The following is a 17,766-nucleotide window of genomic DNA, read 5'->3' as shown; positions in this document are numbered from 1 at the left end:
GTTGGCACGATTTGTGGTCAGGTCGTGAATTGGCTCTTTGAATGCGAATGATTGTTAAGCGTCTTTTGCTCCACGCCCGGTTACTGTCTTTCCGAGGCCGTTAAGTGTGCGGCCGGGCACCCACTGGTCGACTGACAAGGTTACGGCAAATCACCGTCCGTCACTGGGACATCGGGGACTGTATTGATGGGGTTGTCTTCTCTGTTCGGCGTGGTGAGGTCAAACACCTTCTGACTGTCCGTAGCTACGGTTATTGATGTCTTCGCAGTATCGCGCTTCTCTCCGGGATCCACTGTGCGGCCCTCACACTATGGGACCAGAAGAATGAGGCGGAACAATTTAATCGGCGACCTGATCGCAAAAAACGACCGTACTAAACAACCACGCGAACTCACCATCCGTCGTCCTGCGAAGGACATCTTTCCACCGGCGGCGAAATCTTCTTGTCTCCTTTTTCTCGTTACCCTGATTGCTAACTACGCAGCAACAGGCAGCCTCTCCTGTGTCCAGCAGAATTCGGTTCCGTCACTCCACAATGCAATGCATGATCACCGCAAGCCGTCGGGCCAAGGCTACAACCGCCTTTTGCCTACCGCGGCGTTTGGCGATATTCATCGCCCACGCTTTTTAGCCACGACAATTTCTTAATGGTTACAAGCAGGACTTGCGCTGCTTCGTACAGCAGGGATCGCATCATCGCGTCACCGCAACAAGATACCCGCCCGCCCCGTTTGCTTTCACCAACTCGTTCAGTCTCGGCGCTATTATGGACGCGTCGAACGGCGGCTGGCTTTGGGTCGCCAGGTTGATGAGAGTGAGGTCGCCGCAAGGTTCAAGAACGGTCCTTTTACGAAGACCGAGAAGGAGCGAACCAACGTCAAGCGCCCATCGACAACACCGAATAGGACCGACCCCTGCAAGCTCGCCGGGTACAAACGCCCCCGACGAGCTTCGGCAACGGCGACGCTGTCTTACGGTCGATCGAAAATACCGTCCCGGGCGCTGCGCTTTTGGTCGTAGCGCTAATGGGCAGCTAGTGGGCAAGCAGAGGTGGAGCAGGGAAGTCCAGTACATTGCTCGTATAGCTTTCGACCAGCGCACTGAACGGAGTGCCGTCCTGAAGCTTCAGCACTGCATGATGTTCGAGAAGAAAGGGCGGTAGTACAAGAGATGATCCCGTTGCGGGTGTCGGTAGCTCCTTTTCTACGTCCCATCCTTCTGGAAGAGGGGACCACAGCAAATTGGAAGATAGATTTGTGCGGGTGAAATTAAGAGATTGGACGGCTCTGCCAAAGGCGACGTCGCTCGTATTCAACGCTTTATTCATGTCCATTGTCAGCCTTGCCGGAACATACCAATTGTCGGCCTCAGAAAGGACGCGATTGCCGCAAACGAGGCGGACATGTCGGTAGGCGATGGGCTCGTCGGGGCCGACCGCCAGAAGTTCTCGGATGCGGCTATCGACGGGCTTGTCTCGGCCGCGAACCCGCTGTGCAACGATCTTAGAACCTAGCGGTGCGAGCTTGTGTCCGGCACACCAGCGATCGAGCGTCAAAGTGGCGCTAGCATTACTCAGGAGATTTGCATTCAAGGTCTGCAGAATCGCAAGTGCCTCAATCCGTGCCGTTGGCGTGTTAGGCCATTGCACCGTGGTGAACGAATCCTGCGCCGATATGCTATGCGCGGCCAGCATGATCGCAGCAGCAGGTGCAAATGCGATAACCCGTATAAACTTCCAACAGTAAATTGACACGAAAAGTCATCCTTTGTGGCGAGTTTGATGAGCGTTGAGACGATTTTTATTGCCAGGGAGGCTTTCCCACAAGCCCCGCTCGAAGGGGACTCCTAGAACGCGGTGTGAGCGGACGCTAGGATGATGGGGGCCGCCTCGGACATAAACCGGCCGGTTTCCAAAGGCAGGAGTAACGTCCGTCATAATGCCTCAGCAGCCATCACTGGTGCCATGACAATCCATGACGTAAATGGGTGCGATCCAAAGAATCGATTTTTCCAATAAGTCGAGTGCCGTTAGAACGCGTTGAATTTTACTTAGCGCGACAACATGACGGTTTTGCCACGAAGTTCCGACGGAATTTTAGCTGTCATGGCGATCAAAGACTGATTGTAGCTTCGCTCACTCCAGACTGACGGGACTAGGTGAGCGCGTTGTGGCCGATATGCGAAAACGCGGAGAGTGTATGTGCGGGATTGTGGGTATTGTCGGCCATCATCCGGTTTCGGACCGGCTGATAGACGCATTGAAACGCCTTGAATATCGTGGCTACGATTCGGCGGGCGTCGCGACGATCGACGGTGGAGCGCTCCATCGCCGGCGCTGTGAGGGCAAGCTCTTCAATCTTGAGGCAAAGCTGAAAGAACAGCCTCTGGCGGGCACAATCGGCATTGCCCATACGCGCTGGGCAACCCATGGCGCGCCGACGGAACGCAATGCCCACCCCCATTTTAGCGACGGCATCGCGGTCGTCCACAATGGGATAATCGAGAATTTCACCGAATTGAAGGATGAGCTGACCGCGGCCGGCGCCGAGTTCCAAACCGACACCGACACGGAGGTCATCGCGCATCTCGTGGCAAGACTTCGCCGGGACGGCATGGGCCGGCGCGAAGCTATGCATGCGATGCTGAAGCGCGTCCGAGGCGCTTACTCGCTGGCTCTGCTTTTCGAGGAAGACCCTTCGACTATCATGGCTGCCCGTAATGGCCCGCCGCTCGCGATCGGTCACGGAAGCGGCGAAATGTTCCTCGGGTCGGACGCGATTGCGCTGGCGCCCTTAACCAACGAGATCACCTACCTGATCGACGGAGATTGGGCGGTCATCGACAAGACTGGCGTCCGTATCTTCGATATCGACGGCGAGGTCACCACCCGACCGCGGCAGATCTCGCTGGTGACGGCCCCTATGATCGACAAGGGCAACTATCGCCATTTCATGGAGAAGGAAATTTACGACCAGCCGGAGGCCATCTCCGATACCCTCAGCCATTACATCAACTTCAGCGACAATAAGGTAGTCGCGGTTTGGCGCGACACGGTCTTCGCCAACGTGCAAAGCTTGGCGATCTCCGCCTGCGGCACTGCGTACTTTGCCGGGCTGATCGGCAAATACTGGTTCGAGCACTACGCACGTCTGCCGGTCGAAATCGATGTCGCGTCAGAATTTCGGTACCGCGAAATCCCGTTCTCGCCACAGGTGGCAGCTCTCTTCATCTCACAATCGGGCGAGACGGCCGATACACTTGCTTGCCTACGCTATTGCAAGGAGCACGGCTTGAAGACCGGTGCAGTCGTCAACGCGCCCGAATCGACGATAGCACGGGAGTCCGACACTGTGTTCCCGATCTTCGCCGGTCCTGAGATTGGCGTTGCGTCTACGAAGGCCTTTACATGCCAGCTCGCCGTTTTGGCTGCGCTCGCGGTTGCTGCTGGCAGGGCGCGTGGCACCCTTACGGAGAAGGAGGAACAGACACTGGTCGGCCGGCTTGCCGAGGTGCCGCGCGTCATGGGGCAGGTGCTCAACAGCATCCGACCAAGGATCGAGCTTCTGTCGCGTGAATTGGCAAAGTGCCGCGCCGTACTCTATCTTGGCCGCGGCACGAGCTTCCCTTTGGCCATGGAAGGCGCCCTGAAATTAAAGGAGATTTCCTATATTCACGCGCAAGGTTATGCTGCCGGCGAACTGAAACACGGTCCGATTGCTCTCATCGACGAGAACATGCCGGTTGTCGTGATCGCACCGCACGACCGCTTTTTCGATAAGACCGTTTCCAACATGCAGGAGGTTGCGGCCCGCGGCGGACGGATCATCTTGATCACCGATGAGAAGGGCGCTAGCGCCTTGAAGCTCGACACGATGCAAACAATCGTTCTTCCAAATGTGGACGAGATCATAGCGCCGATGATCTTCTCGCTGCCGATCCAATTGCTCGCCTATCATACCGCCGTGTTTGCGGGCACTGACGTCGATCAGCCGCGCAACCTGGCGAAATCAGTCACCGTCGAATAGGCCGTGGTTTCCGTAAGGGACGAATGACAGAGTGTAGATGACTTATATCTGCTGAGCATTTGGAGATCGACATGCCGCAAACGAAGATAATTGGCTTCTCGGGCAACATAACACGACCGTCCACGACGCGCACATTCGTCGACCATATCGTCGGGCAATTGGCAATCAAAACGCAAGCGGTGGCGCAGTCCTTCGATGTCGATGACCTTGGACCTTCACTGTTGAAAGCCAAACGGATAGACGACCTCAGCGCTAAAGCGCGCGGGGTCGTAGACCAGATGCTAGAGGCAGACGTCCTGGTCGTAGGCTCACCCACCTACAAGGGCAGTTACACCGGCCTATTCAAGCACTATTTCGATTTGCTCGATCCAACATCGCTGAGGGGCAAGCCTATCATCATCGCTGCGACGGGCGGGGGCGAGCGTCATTCGCTTGTCGTCGAGCATCAGTTGCGTCCTCTGTTCGGGTTCTTTGAAGCGCTTGCGATGCCGACCGCAATCTATGCCACGCGTAATGACTTCGCCCACGGAGAGGTGATTTCCGAGACCATCCGCATGCGTGTAGGCCGGGCTGTCGAGGAAGCAGCATACGCAATAGGATGAGCAGACTCAGCAAACGGCGGCGCAACAGGCACTATTGTCCCACGCGAACCTTACGATGCGATTTAGCCGTATTCACCGCCTCGCAGCCGACGAAAAACTGCTGCCTTGGATGGCGCAATAGCCCGACATCACTGGTGTCCCGCTAAGATGTTTTGAATAGTTGAGTTTTGTCACCTTCGAGACCGTCAGGCATTTCAACTTTGCACCACAACAGCCGACATTTTTGACGCCACGGTTGAGCGCGGACACCCGTGAACTGCGAGGAATTGCCATTTGAGAAAACCGTGTATTCTATTCGCTGCCGTTCTTGTCTGTGCAGCACTCCAGTTTCCCTCCGCTAATAGCATGGCTGAACAGGCGGCCGCGCCTGCTCTGACCGTTTCTCTGACGGCGCCGGCAATACGGGACTGGCTGGAAACCGTTCCCGCGAGCGGCTGGCTGAAACCGTGGCAGGAAGCAATCATTGCGTCCGAAACGAGCGGCCTGCGCATCACCGACGTCCTGGTCGATGTCGGCTCGGTGGTCACGAAAGGGCAGACGCTGGCCCGGCTTTCGCAGGACAGCGTGCTGGCAGACCTTCGCAAACAGGAGGCGGCTGTCGTCATCGCCAAGGCAAAGCTGACAAAGGCCAAGGCAAATGCGGATCGTGCACGCCAGCTTCGTTCATCCGGCGCTCTTTCCGACGAGAAGATCACCGAATATTTCGCCGACGAGCAGACGGCGACGGCAAACCTGGCATCCGAGGAGGCCGCGCTCGACAGCGAAAAGATCAAGTTTGCGCAGACGACCATCACCGCCGCCGACGATGGCCTCATAACCTCGCGTTCGGGCGATCTCGGCGAAGTAGTCTCCACCGGCACCGAGCTCTTCCGCATGGTGCGCCAGCAGCGTGTCGAATGGCAGGCGGAAGTATCGGCGCGTTATCTGCCGCGGATTTCGGAGGGTTTGAGCGTTGCGATCAACGGACCGGACGGTCACGCCATTTCCGGCAAGGTGCGGCTGGTCGGCCCCTCGGTCAGCACCGACACCAGCCGTGCGATCGTCTATGTTGCGCTTCCGTCCGAGGTTCGTCCGCGCACCGGCCTTTATGTCACTGGCAATATCGAGCTGCAGACCACACCGGCGCTCACCGTCCCCGAGACGGCGATCGTGTTCCGGGATGGCATCAGCTACGTCTTCACCGCCGGCGAGGACAAGCGGGTGCGACGGGTCCGCGTGGAAACCGGCCGCCGCAACGATGGCGAGGTCGAAATCATCTCCGGCATCGACCGGTCGGCAAAGGTCGTCACGTCGGGCGGTGCATTTCTGTCGGACAATGACCTCGTGAAAATTGCGGAGAAAAACTGATGAATTTCTCCGCCTTCTCGATCCGCAATCCCATACCAGCGATATTGCTGTTTGTGATGTTTGGATTTGGCGGGCTTTGGGCATTCAAACAGCTGGCGGTTCAGTACTTTCCGGACATGGACCTTCCGACCATCAGCGTTACCGCCACGCTCGATGGGGCTGCGCCGACGCAGCTCGAGACGGAGGTTGCCCGCACCATCGAGAATAGCCTCACCTCCTTGAGCCATCTCGATCATATTCTCACAACGATTACCGATGGCACCGTCTCGACCAAGGTATCCTTCAAGCTGCAGAAAGACAGCGAAACGGCCCTCAATGAGGTCCGCAATGCCGTTGATAGCGTCAAGGCCGATCTCCCGGCACAGATGGCGACGCCGATCGTTACGAAGGCCACCGTCCAAAGCTCCGCAGTTGTCACCTATGCCGTCCGCTCGACCGCTCTCAACGAGACCGAACTGTCCTGGTTTGTCGATAACGATCTGACCAAGGCGCTGCTATCGGTCCCGGGCGTCGGCCAGGTCAACCGCATCGGCGGGATCGATCGCGAGATCCACGTCGATCTCGATCCTTCGACGATGTCGTCGTTCGGCGTCACCGCCGCGACCGTATCAGCGCAGTTGAAGGCCGTGCAAGGCGACAAGTCCGGCGGGCTCGGCGAGATCGGCGGCACGCGTCAGACATTGCGCACGCTCGGCGCCGTAGAGTCGGTCGAGGCCCTGAGGGAGCTCACTATACCGCTCGCTAACGGGCAGCAGGCCCGGCTCGACGACATCGCCTCGGTCGAGGACAGCTTCGCCGAGCGCTCCTCGATGGCCTATCTCGACGGTAAGCCGGTGATCGCCGTCGAAATCAAGCGTTCGAACGGGTTTTCCGATAGCAGTGTTTCGGCTGACGTTGACACGGCAATGAAAAATTTTGCAGCGGCGCATTCGAATGTGCAGATCCATGCAGTCTACAGCCTGATCGGATCAATTCTCGGCAATTATGACGGCTCGATGCACATGTTGTATGAGGGGGCCATCCTGGCGATTGTGGTCGTCTGGCTCTTCCTTCGGGACTGGCGCGCGACGATCCTGTCTGCTGTGGCACTGCCCTTGTCGGTCATCCCGACCTTCCTGTTCATGTATCTCGCCGGCTTTAGCCTGAACGTCGTCACCTTGCTGGCGCTGTCGCTGGTGGTCGGAATTCTCGTCGACGACGCGATCGTCGAGATCGAGAACATCGCCCGCCACCTGCAGATGGGCAAGCGGCCCCTCGATGCTGCAATGGAAGCCGCCAACGAACTCGGGCTCGCCGTCATCGCCACCACCTTCACGCTGGTCGCGGTCTTCCTACCGACGGCGTTCATGAGCGGCATACCAGGCCTCCTATTTCGTCAGTTCGGCATCACCGCCGCTGTTGCCGTCGTTGCCTCGCTTGTCGTTGCCCGTCTGCTCACCCCCATGATGGCCGCCTATTTCATGAAGGCTCATCCGTCGGAGCAGAAGGATGGCCGATTTATGCGCGCCTATATGGCGATGGCCAAGGCTGCCCTCAATCACAGGAAGACAACAGTGGCCGTGACTGCCGTCGTCGTTGCGCTTTCGCTTTCCGTTATCCCTCTCTTAAGAACGGGATACCTGCCGGCCGCTGACGACTCGCGGACGCAGATCACGCTCACCCTGCAGCCCGGCGCCACTGTCGAGCAAACCGACGCCGTAACCAGGAAGGCCGCAGATATTCTCAGTGAGTTTCCCGACGTGACGCATGTGTTTGCTGCTGTCGGCTCGGCATCCTCAGGCGGTGGTGCGACGGTCGCAAGGAGCAGTGTCGGGTCTGCCGCGATCGTCGCCACGCTGACGCCGATTGATGGGCGCGACCGCAAGCAGTCGGAGATCGAAAACGATATTCGGCAGGCGCTTTCCGTCCTCCCCGGAGTGCGTGTGGCGGTCGGTATCGGCTACGGTACCAAGCTCGAGTTCACTCTGGCCAGCGACGATGCCAATGCGCTCGATTGCGCCAGCACGGCGCTCGAGGAGCAGCTTCGGACGCTACAGGGCATCGGCGCCGTGACATCGACGGCGGCGAGGCAAGCGCCGGAAATCCAGATCACGCCCGATTTTGCCCGCGCAGCAGCGCTTGGCGTGACGTCGAATGCGATCGCCAGCGCCGTGCGTGTGGCGACGAACGGAGAATATTCTTCCGACTTGCCGAAGCTCAACCTGCCGCAGCGGCAGATACCGATCGTCGTTCGCTTCTCGCCAGAGGCGCGCACCAATCTCGACGACATTAAGAACATGCGCGTGGCCGGCACCAACGGCAATGTCGATCTCGGATCGATTGCCGATATCCGCATCGGCGGCAGTCCTTCGGAAATCGACCGTATCGACCGCATGCGCAATGTCACCGTTTCCGTCGAACTCAACGGCCGCATTCTGGGCGACGTCAACCGCGAGGCGAAGGCGCTGCCGGCTCTCCAGCATCTGCCGCCGGGCGTTACGCTGGTGGAACACGGCGAGCTTCAGCGCAGCTCCGAGCTGTTCCAGAGCTTCGCGCTTGCGATGGCAATCGGTGTGTTCTGCATCTATGCGGTGCTCGTCCTGCTGTTCCAAGATTTCCTGCAGCCGCTCACGCTTCTGATGGCCCTGCCGCTCTCGCTCGGCGGCGCGCTGGTGCCGCTGGTGGTGACGGGGACCAGCTTCTCGATGCCTGCCGTCATAGGCCTTCTCATGCTGATGGGCGTGGTAACGAAGAACTCCATCCTTCTCATCGAATACGCGATCATGTCACGTCGCCGAGGCATGTCCCGGTTCGAGGCGCTCCTCGATGCCTGCCATAAGCGCGCGCGACCGATCGTCATGACCACCCTTGCCATGGCCGCGGGCATGCTGCCGGCTGCGCTCAGCCTGATGGGCGGAGATTCGAGTTTCCGGCAGCCGATGGCGATCGTGGTGATCGGCGGCGTGATGATATCAACGCTGCTCAGCCTCATCATTATCCCGGTCATCTTCACCTTCGTCGATGACCTGCAAAATTTGCTCAAATCGTTCGGTCGCCGAGCGCTTCGACGCCACGCGACCTGCGGGCGAGAGACGGAGTTCAGTAATTTGCCAGGCGATCTCGGCGGCGATGCGGGGAAATCCCTAGAAATGGCTTCATCTCAGCACAAGGTCATCGAACCCACACCTTGATCGGGACTGCAGGCGTTTTTGACGTATGCTTTTCTTTGTCGATCAATCCCACATTGCCGCCAACCCGCGAATGGCATGTGTTCAGAATTCATCCGTTCAAGGCCCATCTTATCGTCTACCGTGTCGAGGAGGACGGAGCAATTTTCGTGATCCTAATACGCCATGGACATGAAGACTGGGCCGGCGAGAAATGAAACCCCGAATTTCCGCCGAGAACCAGCTTCTCAGTGCAAATCAAAACCTCATCCATAGATCGCGGGCGACATCATTTCCTCAATGCCTGCCCCTCCCCTACCCCGCCGCTGGTGGCGCCCGAGCACAGAACCGACCGCCTTTGAATGTGTAAACCGACCAGGAATATCGATGGTTGCCGTATAGTTGAGAGCGACCACGGGGCCGACACCATGGATCGTCGTCAATCGGCGACAAACTTCATCCTCGCGACCAAATCCAAAACCTTCTTGTGCAACTTGGTAAATTCGTCGCGCAGCATTTTGCGTGCAGCCAACAATGGCTGCATGATTTCGTGTAGATCAGGCCTGTGTTCGACCAGCTCATTGATCCGCTCCTCGAATTTGATCTTGCCGACCAATCCGACTTTCAGACTGAAGTTGCGCAACAATCCGCGAATGTCATTCGCGATGGGATGGCTTTTTCCTGCGGTCCGTCTTATTCGGTTGGCTTTCAAAAATGCTTTGGCCTGGATGCGGATCACCGGCAATCTTGCCTTGGCAAGTCCTCTGAAGCCATTGCAACGATGGTCCCTTCAAGACCGATACATTCAGTGCACAATATGTTTCATGCTGCGCTTCTCCCGTTGATGTTTGAGGCCGTTGAAAGACATGACCTCGTTTTATCATTAGACGCTGCCGGGTGATGGTGTTTCGCGGTCGACATTAGCCGCCGCATGATGGAGCTTCGCGGAACGAGCCTTCCGACTCATTCAGCTGAGACAGCGAGGCAATCCCATCAATGGAATGGCTTGGCTCACGTCCCGGCAGGGACGATTCGGATTTTCAGACGTTGAACGCTATGCGGATTTAGGTTGCGGCTCCCGCATTCGGATCAAAAACTCACCAGTCTTCAGCATTGTGTGCATGATCACCGCAAGTTTGCGCGCCACAGCCACGGCGGCTCTTTTGAAGCCTGCGTTCCCGGAGCTGAAGCCCCTATGTCCGCAGGTAACTCTCCTTTGAGATACGTGTCAGAATGACTGACGCAGCTACGTAGAGAAGCCCACGTAAATGACGGTCGCCGCGGCGACGTCACGTTGTCGGCACCTTAACGGTTGGCGGATAATTCGGTTGAGATGAACGCATCGTCCATCAGCTACAAGAACCACCGCTTTCCACCTACATTCATCGGCTCCGCGCCATGGCCCAGTGGAAAGCCGTGATCCGGCGCAGTTGCCTGAGTTCACCGGCAAGGCCCTAGTCAGCGCGTTCGCGAAACGACGTGACATCGCCCGCATCTTGAATCCGGTAGCGTTCTAAGGCTAAGTTCGGGGCCGGTTTGTCGTCGCCCGAAGACACGAACTAGATGGAGCCGCGGGTTGGTAAGCATTGGGGACGAGAAGCGCAACAGGGATCGGCAGACGATCCTATCGCGGTTGCACGAGGAGATCGATCAGCTTCCAAACGCACTCGCTCGGATCGCGAAGTACATCCTGGAAAACCCGGAGAAAGTGCTGCGCCAGTCCGTGGCAGAACTTGGCGAATTTGCGGGCAGTGGCGAAGCTAGTATCCTGCGGCTTTGCCGTCAGATCGGGTTTACCGGGTTTCGCGACTTCAAGCTTGCGCTTGCAGCGGAAGTCGGCCGACCCCAACTCGCCGTTGTCAGTTCTTCAGGTGCTGATCCCGCAATCGACAAACTGCAGCGAACACTGATCGAGAACCTGGAGGTCGCCCACAGCCATGTCGATCTTACGAGCTTGGACAGGATCGCCGAAGCGCTTGCGACCGCCCGCCGCATCGACATCTATGGTGCGGGAATGTCCGGTTTTGTCGCGGAGATGCTGGCATATCGTCTGCTTCGCGTGGGCTTGACTGCGCTCGCCTTCCGGAACTCGCATATGGCGCATGAAGTTGCTAATGGGCTTGGCGAAGGTTGCGTTGCGGTGGCATTCTCAGTCTCGGGCTTGACCGTCGAAACCGTCCAGTTCCTCAAAGGTGCGCGCGCCACTGGCGCAACGACCGTCGCGGTTACCAACCGAACGCAAAGCCCTCTGAGCAAGGCCGCGCATTATAGCCTTCAAGCCTCAGGCCTGCATGACAATCCTTTCGGCGGAACGCTGACGCCAGTGGCTGGCAAGATTTTCGTCATCGAATGTCTGATGCTTGCGCTCGACAAGCACCTGAACCGGCCAATGAAATAAAACTCCATATGTCACATTGGTGAAATAAAGCGCCAATAGAACGATGGCGTCCGCTTCTTCTCGAGGATGGCAGAATGGCGACCGTAAGAAGCCCCTTGGCGTGGCCCGTAAGCCGCACGCTTTCTTTCGAGAACGTGCACTTACGCTGGCGTTCAGCATGCTGCACCGCAGTCGAACACCTACAACATTATCCATGTGGAACCACCACGAGCTTTTCCGGAGGGCGGACGCTCTTCCCCCAAAACTCTTCCAAATAACCAGTTGCAAAAAATGAAATAAAACTCCATGATGTCATCAATGTGAAATAAAGCACCATTAAGAAAACTGCTAACCATGTGGATAGGGAATGGCAGCTTTGGAACTTCACATAGACAAAATCAGCAAGAAATTCGGCGAAGTAAATGTTCTGCGCGACGTGTCGATCAGCGTTGCCGCCGGCGAATTTGTGACCCTTCTTGGGCCTTCAGGCTGCGGTAAATCTACGCTTCTACGTATAATTGCCGGGCTCGAGCGAGCGGACCAGGGCCATGTGTTCGCGGGCGAAAAAAAGCTCGACGACGTCGCGGCAAAGGACCGAGACTTGGCATTTGTTTTTCAAAGCTATGCGCTCTATCCGCACCTTAGCGTGTACGACAATATCGCCGCGCCATTGGTAATGCGCGAACTAAGCAGCTTGGAGCGGTTGCCGATCCTTGGTGCTGCCCTGCCAGGTGCCGCCGGACGCTATCGCTCGATCGACGAGCGGGTTCGTGAAACCTCGGCGATTCTAAAACTCGATGCCCTTCTCGACAGGCGTCCACCGGCGCTTTCGGGCGGCCAGCGTCAGCGTGTGGCACTAGGACGGGCGATGGTCCGTGCACCGAGGATATTCCTCATGGATGAGCCCTTGGCAAACCTGGATGCGGCGCTGCGAATTCACACACGAGGTGAAATCGCCCGACTCCACAAGAAAATGGGAGCGACGACGGTGTTCGTCACTCACGATCAGGCTGAGGCAGCAGCAATATCTGACCGGGTCGCGGTGATGTTCCGGGGGCACGTTCGTCAGATCGCCAAGCCAGCCGATCTCTATCGTGATCCGGTCGATCTTGAGGTCGCCCGTTTTCTCGCGCAGCCTTTCCTGAATGAGGTCCGTGTTTCCGCCACAGTGGGCGGGATGGTCGCCATCGGGGGTGGCAAAATAGCACTCCGTGACGCGATCGGCTCCACCGGCCCCGGCACCTTGGCGTTTCGCCCCGAGCACGCAAGCATTGCTGCGCATGATGTGCCCGGTACCCTCCGCGTCTGCCTTTCGCGTATCGAACATTCCGGAACGGACGCAAACCTTTTTGTCGAGGCTGAGGCGGGCGCCGAATTCGTCGTTCGAGTGTCGGCGGATCAAGCGCGCTCGGTCCATCCTGGTGAGCACCTCGCTCTGACGATAGACGCGGAGAATGCCTGGTTCTTCCCCGAAAGTCGGTCTCGGCGAGAACGTGTCGAACGCGAGGCTGCTTAGATGGCTGTGCTCGACGATGTTTCTCTCGCAGCAGCCCCTGAGCGGTCAATCTACAAGTCGGACCGCGCGCAAGCCCGTGCCGGGCTGGTTCTTGCGTTGCCAGCCTCGCTGCTCCTGCTTGCCCTTTTGATCGGCCCAGCGATCCTGGTTCTGTTCCTTTCGTTTACCGACGCATCTTTGGGCCTGGTCGGTATCCGCTTTGTCGGTCTTGGCAATTATGGTCGAATGCTGACCGACCCAGGTTTCTCGAACAGCCTCCGCAATACGGCGCTCTATGTCCTTGTGGTGGTCCCAATATCGATCGGGTGGGGTCTGCTTGTTGCCTTGCTGATTTCACGGTGCACCTTTTCCGCTTTTTACAGAACGGCCTATTTCCTCCCGGTCGCCGCAACCCTTGTGGCGCTCGCGACCGCCTGGGAGGCGATCCTCCATCCTAGTCTTGGCGCCGCCAACGCGTTCCTTCACCTGCTCGGCGCCTCGCCTATACGGTTTCTCTCCGACCCGTCCATGGCGGTCTATGCCCTTGCCTGCATCGGCATTTGGCAGCTGGTCGGCTTCAACATGATCCTCTTCCTGGCCGGACTTTCCACAATTCCAGAAGAGCTCTACGAGGCGGCTGCGATCGACGGTGCAGACGGTGGTTTCAAGCGCTTCCGGCTCGTAACCTGGCCGATGCTTGCTCCGGTGACGCTGTTCGTCACCGTCATGACAGTCATCCGCGCGTTCTCGGTGTTTGAGACAGTTGCTGTGCTCACCCAGGGCGGACCGATGAAGTCGACAATGGTCGTCCTTTATACATTCTACGAAGAGGGCTTCCGGTTCTTCCGCGTCGGCTATGCATCGGCGATCGCCGTGTCTTTCTTCGTGTTCGTGACGATGCTGTCTCTGATCCAGATGCGCCTGTCGGACCCTAGGGCGTCCGGTACGAAGAACTTGAGGGGAACGCCATGATCCTTGCGAAATCTCCCGTATCGCGCATTGCCTCACACGCCGTTCTGCTCTCGGGCGCAATCATCATGGTTTTCCCATTCATCTGGATGGTGCTGGCCTCAGGTACACCGGAGAGCGAAATCTTCAATGGCGGTCTTCTGCCTGTGCCGACACTGGCCGGCACCGCGCAGAATTACGGCGCAGCACTCACCGCAATCCCGCTCTTGCGCTTCATGGCCAATGGATTTGTGGTCTGTCTCGCGATCCTGACCCTGCAAATTGCCGTGGCGATCCCGTGCGGCTATGCGCTCGCCAAGCTGTCCTTTCCAGGCAGGCCGCTCCTGCTCGGCGCAGTGCTGCTCGGGCTTCTCGTGCCAGTGCAGATCCCGACAATTCCGATCTACGTTGCGCTCGCGAAATCGGGGCTGCTCGACACCTACCCAGCGCTCATTCTGCCCTGGATCATCTCGGTCTTCGCGATCTTCCTGTTTCGACAGTTTTTCGTCACCTTCCCTGACGAAGTGCTTGATGCGGCCCGGCTTGACGGTTTCAGCGAGCTCTCGATCGCCTGGCGCATCATGGTGCCCGCCGCATGGCCAGCAGTCGCCGCTTTCTCTATTTTCTCCATCGTGGCCCATTGGAACGACCTCTACTGGCCGCTGGTGGTGACAACCAATCCCGACATGATGATGCCCTCGCTTGGCATTGCCTATTTCCGGCAAGCAGGCGACGGCGGCGGTCAGGTCGGTGCGCTGATGGCCGGGGGCGTGATCGTCACAGCGCCCCTGGCCGCCCTCTTCCTCTCAATGCAGAGGCATTTCATCAGGGGTCTGGTGGTCGGCCGACACTAGGCATCCTCAACAACCCAACCCAACCACGAACGACAGGAGAGCATCGTGAAAACGATTGCCATGATGATCGCGGCTGGCCTTGCCATGGCAGGCCTGACCGCCCCCGCCCACGCGGAAACCAAGCTCGACGTCTATTACGCCTGGGCCGAGCACGAGCCTATTCACGCAGCCGTCGCCAAGAGCTTCGAAGCGAAGTATCCCGATATCAAGATCGGGTTCAGGGCAGCGGCCCCGAGCTACGACGAAGCCGTCCAGGCGCTCATCCGCCAAAGCATGGCCGGCCAGTTGCCTGATGTCCATTATGTCGGCTTCAACGTGCTGCGCCCGCTCGTCGCCCGCGGCCTGATCGAGCCGATTGACGATCTGGTTGCCAAGGATCACCTGACCGACAAGGGCTATACCGATCAGGTTCTGTCGCTCGCCAAGATAGATGGCAAGCTCTACGGCCTGCCGTTCGCTATGTCGACGCCGGTCGTCTATTTCAATGCCGACCTTATCAAGCGGGCCGGCGGCGATCCTGAAAAGATTCCGACTGACTGGGACGGTTTCGTGGCGCTAGCCGGCAAGATCGGAGCGCTCGGCGACGGGACATCGGGCATGTTCTACGATCTCGGTTCGGACGACTGGACGACACAGAACCTGGTGCGCAATTTCGGTGGCCAGATGATGAACGACAAGGAAACCGACATCGCTTTCGACGGTCCGACCGGTCAGTCTGCCGCCAAGCTCTTCAAGCGCTTCCATACGGAAGGCACGCAGCCGGCGATAGACAGCCGTGCAGCCCGTCAGCTCTTCACCTCAGGCAAGCTCGGCTTCTTCTTCGCATCGGCTGGCAGCGTCAGCGGCCTCGAAAAAGAAATCGGCACGCGCTTCAAGCTGACGACGGCAAAACAGCCGCTGGGCTCCGAGGCCGCAACGATGCCGACGGGCGGCATGGTCGCGGTCATCCTGTCCAAGGACGAAGCCAAGCGTGCCGCAGCCTGGGAATATGTGAAGTTTGCCACCAGCGCGGACGGCCAGAGCATTGTCGTTCCGAACACCGGTTATATGCCGACGAATACCGGTGCTCTCGACAAGGATCACCTTGCCGACTTCTACAAGCAGCACCCGAACTGGTACACAAGCGTGCAGCAGACGCCGCGCGCCCGTCCGTGGTTCTCCTGGCCCGGCGAAAACGGTGTCGAGATCTCGCAGGTCATTCGCGACGACATGTCCGCAATCGCGCTTGGCAGCATGGAGCCGGATGCAGCTCTCGCCGATATGGCAGAGAAGGTTCGCGCGCTTCTCCCGAAGACCAACTAAGCCACTCCTACCAAGAGCGCCGGACCCGCTTCGGCGCTCGCTTTCATGGATCAATCAATGAAACTCATCCACCTCACCGACCTGCATCTGGTGGCTCCGGGCAAGACCCTTTACGGTTTCGATCCCGCCGCCCGTCTCCGCACTGTGATCGCGACCATTAACAACGAGCATGCGGATGCTGATCTCTGCGTCATCACCGGCGATCTGACCGATGAAGGCGACGCCGCCGCCTACCAGCTTCTGCGCGACATCCTGCAGGACCTCCGGGTGCCGCATCGCCTCTTGCTCGGGAACCACGATCATCGGGCTAATTTCCGTCGGGTTTTCCCCGACGCCGCAATCGACGCAACAGGCTTCGTCCAATCGGTCCTGGATCTGCCGGCTGGCCGCTTGATTTTCCTCGACACGCTGGTGACCGACCACGGTCATGGCTCGCTCGGCTGCGGCCGGTTCGAATGGCTTCTAGAGCGCCTTGCTGAAGAGCCAATTCGGCCAAGCTATTTGTTTTGCCATCACCCGCTGCAATCGATCGGGCTGCCGCATTTTGCGCCGCACATCACCCTGGTTCCAAGAAACGCCGTGGGGCCGCTCGTCAAGACAGGTTCGGTCCGCCACATCTTCTGCGGCCATGTCCATGTCGACGTTGGCGGCACCTGGCAAGGCGTACCGTTTAGCGCGAGCCGGGGCGTTGCGCACCAGATCATTCCGCATCTCGAGCGGCGCGATGCGCGCTTCGTCAACGATGCGCCGGCCTTTAATGTCGCCTTAGTTCGCGACGACAGCGTCCTGATCAATCAGTTCGAGGTCAGCAGCAGGGTCGTGGTCGCAATCAGCCCCGAGGAATTCATGCCGGAGGGTTTCCAATGAGCCTGACCAAACCATTCGACCTTGTCATCTTCGACTGTGACGGTGTCCTCATCGACAGCGAAAAGCTCGCTACCCAGATCGACGCCGATGAACTGGCGCGCATTGGTTTTCCGACCTCTTACGAAGACGTTGTCCGCCGATATACCGGGCTGTCTGCCGCCACGATGCGACGCATGGTCGAGGAGGAGTGGGGAAGGCCTCTGCCTCCCGATTTCGAAGAAGTGGTCGCCGCAAAGATCAAGGAGAAGTATCTGACCGAGTTGGAGGCGATCGACGGCATCGCCGAGCTTCTTGGCCAAATTGCAGTGCCGCGTTGTGTCGCCTCCAGCAGCGCGCCTGAAAAACTGCGTCTCGGTCTTGAGAGGACCGGCCTTTGGCCGTTGCTCGAACCGCATGTCTTCAGCACCGTCATGGTATCGAAGGGCAAACCCGCACCTGATCTTTTTCTGTTCGCGGCCGACCGGATGGGGGCCGATCCTGCCCGTACGGTTGTCGTGGAAGACAGCATCGCCGGCGTCCAGGCCGGTGTCGCGGCCGGGATGACGGTTATCGGCTTCACAGCCGGCGGCCATTGCCTCAACGATCACGATGAGCGGCTCCTTTCCGTCGGGGCCTCGGTAGTTACGCGTTCTGCCGCGCAGCTCAAAGCTTTGCTGTGCACAGATCAGGTCCGGCTTCGAGGCGCCGGCTAGATTGTCAATCCCCAACTTCGCGCGAATAGAGCAAAAAAAGTCGCTCTGATTCCTCACGCCGAAAACCAACCGCATGGCAGCGCCTCCCGGGCCCCCCAGGTTCTCAAAGGC

Annotated in this window: 15 protein-coding genes and 2 pseudogenes; 12 read left to right on the top strand and 5 right to left on the bottom strand. The window is 58.5% G+C overall.

All coding sequences use genetic code 11. The annotated features are described in order from the left end of the window. Window positions 1–476: 476 nt before the first annotated feature. Together AS026_RS40340 and AS026_RS22820 are read right to left on the bottom strand one after the other, a co-directional pair. Window positions 477–742 (bottom strand): annotated as a pseudogene (locus AS026_RS40340) (transposase); the annotation flags it as partial. A 291-nt stretch (window positions 743–1,033) separates the two neighbouring features. After that, complete coding sequence (locus AS026_RS22820) at window positions 1,034–1,753, bottom strand: hypothetical protein (protein ID WP_007539676.1); 720 nt, start codon at window positions 1,751–1,753, stop codon at window positions 1,034–1,036. A 445-nt stretch (window positions 1,754–2,198) separates the two neighbouring features. Between AS026_RS22820 and glmS the strand changes: the two genes are divergently transcribed. The 5 genes from glmS (at window position 2,199) to AS026_RS43560 (ending at window position 9,338) form a co-directional block, all read left to right on the top strand. Further along, window positions 2,199–4,025 carry a glutamine--fructose-6-phosphate transaminase (isomerizing) gene (gene glmS / locus AS026_RS22815; protein ID WP_007539674.1) on the top strand — a complete coding sequence of 609 codons (1,827 nt, stop codon included), beginning with the start codon at window positions 2,199–2,201 and terminating at the stop codon, window positions 4,023–4,025. A gap of 71 nt (window positions 4,026–4,096) precedes the next feature. Then, a complete protein-coding gene (msuE, locus tag AS026_RS22810; RefSeq protein WP_007539672.1) occupies window positions 4,097–4,627 on the top strand; it encodes an FMN reductase in 531 nt (176 codons plus the stop codon). Window positions 4,628–4,900: 273 nt separating this feature from the next. Next, complete coding sequence (locus AS026_RS22805) at window positions 4,901–5,974, top strand: efflux RND transporter periplasmic adaptor subunit (protein WP_007539669.1); 1,074 nt, start codon at window positions 4,901–4,903, stop codon at window positions 5,972–5,974. Continuing rightward, window positions 5,974–9,144 (top strand): efflux RND transporter permease subunit, encoded by a 3,171-nt coding sequence (locus AS026_RS22800; RefSeq protein WP_028747008.1) that lies wholly within the window; start codon window positions 5,974–5,976, stop codon window positions 9,142–9,144. Before AS026_RS22805 ends, AS026_RS22800 begins: the two co-directional genes overlap by 1 nt. Further along, a complete protein-coding gene (locus tag AS026_RS43560; protein WP_081593648.1) occupies window positions 9,093–9,338 on the top strand; it encodes a type II toxin-antitoxin system RelE/ParE family toxin in 246 nt (81 codons plus the stop codon). The genes AS026_RS22800 and AS026_RS43560 overlap by 52 nt, the downstream gene beginning before the upstream one ends. Before the next feature lie 48 nt (window positions 9,339–9,386). On the opposite strand, the gene AS026_RS44625 is transcribed toward AS026_RS43560, so the two are convergent. From AS026_RS44625 to AS026_RS40320, 3 genes and pseudogenes are all read right to left on the bottom strand, one after another. Next, window positions 9,387–9,536, bottom strand: a complete 150-nt coding sequence (locus AS026_RS44625; protein WP_412770328.1) for a hypothetical protein — start codon at window positions 9,534–9,536, stop codon at window positions 9,387–9,389. A gap of 23 nt (window positions 9,537–9,559) precedes the next feature. Next, complete coding sequence (locus AS026_RS22790; RefSeq protein ID WP_028747009.1) at window positions 9,560–9,859, bottom strand: hypothetical protein; 300 nt, start codon at window positions 9,857–9,859, stop codon at window positions 9,560–9,562. A gap of 315 nt (window positions 9,860–10,174) precedes the next feature. Then, window positions 10,175–10,406: pseudogene (locus AS026_RS40320) on the bottom strand (IS110 family transposase); the annotation flags it as partial. A 290-nt stretch (window positions 10,407–10,696) separates the two neighbouring features. On the opposite strand from AS026_RS40320, the gene AS026_RS22785 reads away from it, so the two are divergent. The 7 genes from AS026_RS22785 (at window position 10,697) to AS026_RS22755 (ending at window position 17,655) form a co-directional block, all read left to right on the top strand. Next, entirely contained in the window at window positions 10,697–11,518 is an 822-nt protein-coding gene (locus tag AS026_RS22785; RefSeq protein WP_007539659.1) for a MurR/RpiR family transcriptional regulator, read from the top strand. A gap of 346 nt (window positions 11,519–11,864) precedes the next feature. After that, window positions 11,865–13,013, top strand: coding sequence for an ABC transporter ATP-binding protein (locus tag AS026_RS22780; RefSeq protein ID WP_007539657.1), 1,149 nt, complete (start codon window positions 11,865–11,867; stop codon window positions 13,011–13,013). Next, entirely contained in the window at window positions 13,014–13,964 is a 951-nt protein-coding gene (locus AS026_RS22775; protein WP_007539655.1) for a carbohydrate ABC transporter permease, read from the top strand. It abuts the gene before it with no gap. Then, window positions 13,961–14,794, top strand: a complete 834-nt coding sequence (locus AS026_RS22770; protein ID WP_007539654.1) for a carbohydrate ABC transporter permease — start codon at window positions 13,961–13,963, stop codon at window positions 14,792–14,794. Before AS026_RS22775 ends, AS026_RS22770 begins: the two co-directional genes overlap by 4 nt. Window positions 14,795–14,839: 45 nt before the next feature. Next, entirely contained in the window at window positions 14,840–16,096 is a 1,257-nt protein-coding gene (locus AS026_RS22765) for an ABC transporter substrate-binding protein (RefSeq protein WP_028747010.1), read from the top strand. Window positions 16,097–16,153: 57 nt separating this feature from the next. Beyond that, window positions 16,154–16,963: a phosphodiesterase gene (locus AS026_RS22760; RefSeq protein WP_007539652.1), complete on the top strand. Its 810-nt coding sequence runs from the start codon at window positions 16,154–16,156 to the stop codon at window positions 16,961–16,963. Continuing rightward, window positions 16,960–17,655: an HAD family hydrolase gene (locus AS026_RS22755; protein ID WP_007539651.1), complete on the top strand. Its 696-nt coding sequence runs from the start codon at window positions 16,960–16,962 to the stop codon at window positions 17,653–17,655. Before AS026_RS22760 ends, AS026_RS22755 begins: the two co-directional genes overlap by 4 nt. Window positions 17,656–17,766: the final 111 nt, after the last annotated feature.

The organism is Rhizobium altiplani (genome assembly GCF_001542405.1).
Lineage (GTDB): Bacteria > Pseudomonadota > Alphaproteobacteria > Rhizobiales > Rhizobiaceae > Rhizobium > Rhizobium altiplani.
Note: the sequence above shows the minus strand (reverse complement) of the source record. Positions and strands in the feature narration are given on the sequence as shown.

What these genes read in the sequence shown, in the direction of transcription:
- AS026_RS22770 (WP_007539654.1), top strand. Translation starts at nt 13,961, where the DNA reads ATGATCCTTGCGAAATCTCCCGTATCGCGCATTGCCTCACACGCCGTT.
- AS026_RS22800 (WP_028747008.1), top strand. Translation starts at nt 5,974, where the DNA reads ATGAATTTCTCCGCCTTCTCGATCCGCAATCCCATACCAGCGATATTG.
- AS026_RS22755 (WP_007539651.1), top strand. Translation starts at nt 16,960, where the DNA reads ATGAGCCTGACCAAACCATTCGACCTTGTCATCTTCGACTGTGACGGT.
- msuE (WP_007539672.1), top strand. Translation starts at nt 4,097, where the DNA reads ATGCCGCAAACGAAGATAATTGGCTTCTCGGGCAACATAACACGACCG.
- AS026_RS22780 (WP_007539657.1), top strand. Translation starts at nt 11,865, where the DNA reads ATGGCAGCTTTGGAACTTCACATAGACAAAATCAGCAAGAAATTCGGC.
- glmS (WP_007539674.1), top strand. Translation starts at nt 2,199, where the DNA reads ATGTGCGGGATTGTGGGTATTGTCGGCCATCATCCGGTTTCGGACCGG.
- AS026_RS22760 (WP_007539652.1), top strand. Translation starts at nt 16,154, where the DNA reads ATGAAACTCATCCACCTCACCGACCTGCATCTGGTGGCTCCGGGCAAG.
- AS026_RS22775 (WP_007539655.1), top strand. Translation starts at nt 13,014, where the DNA reads ATGGCTGTGCTCGACGATGTTTCTCTCGCAGCAGCCCCTGAGCGGTCA.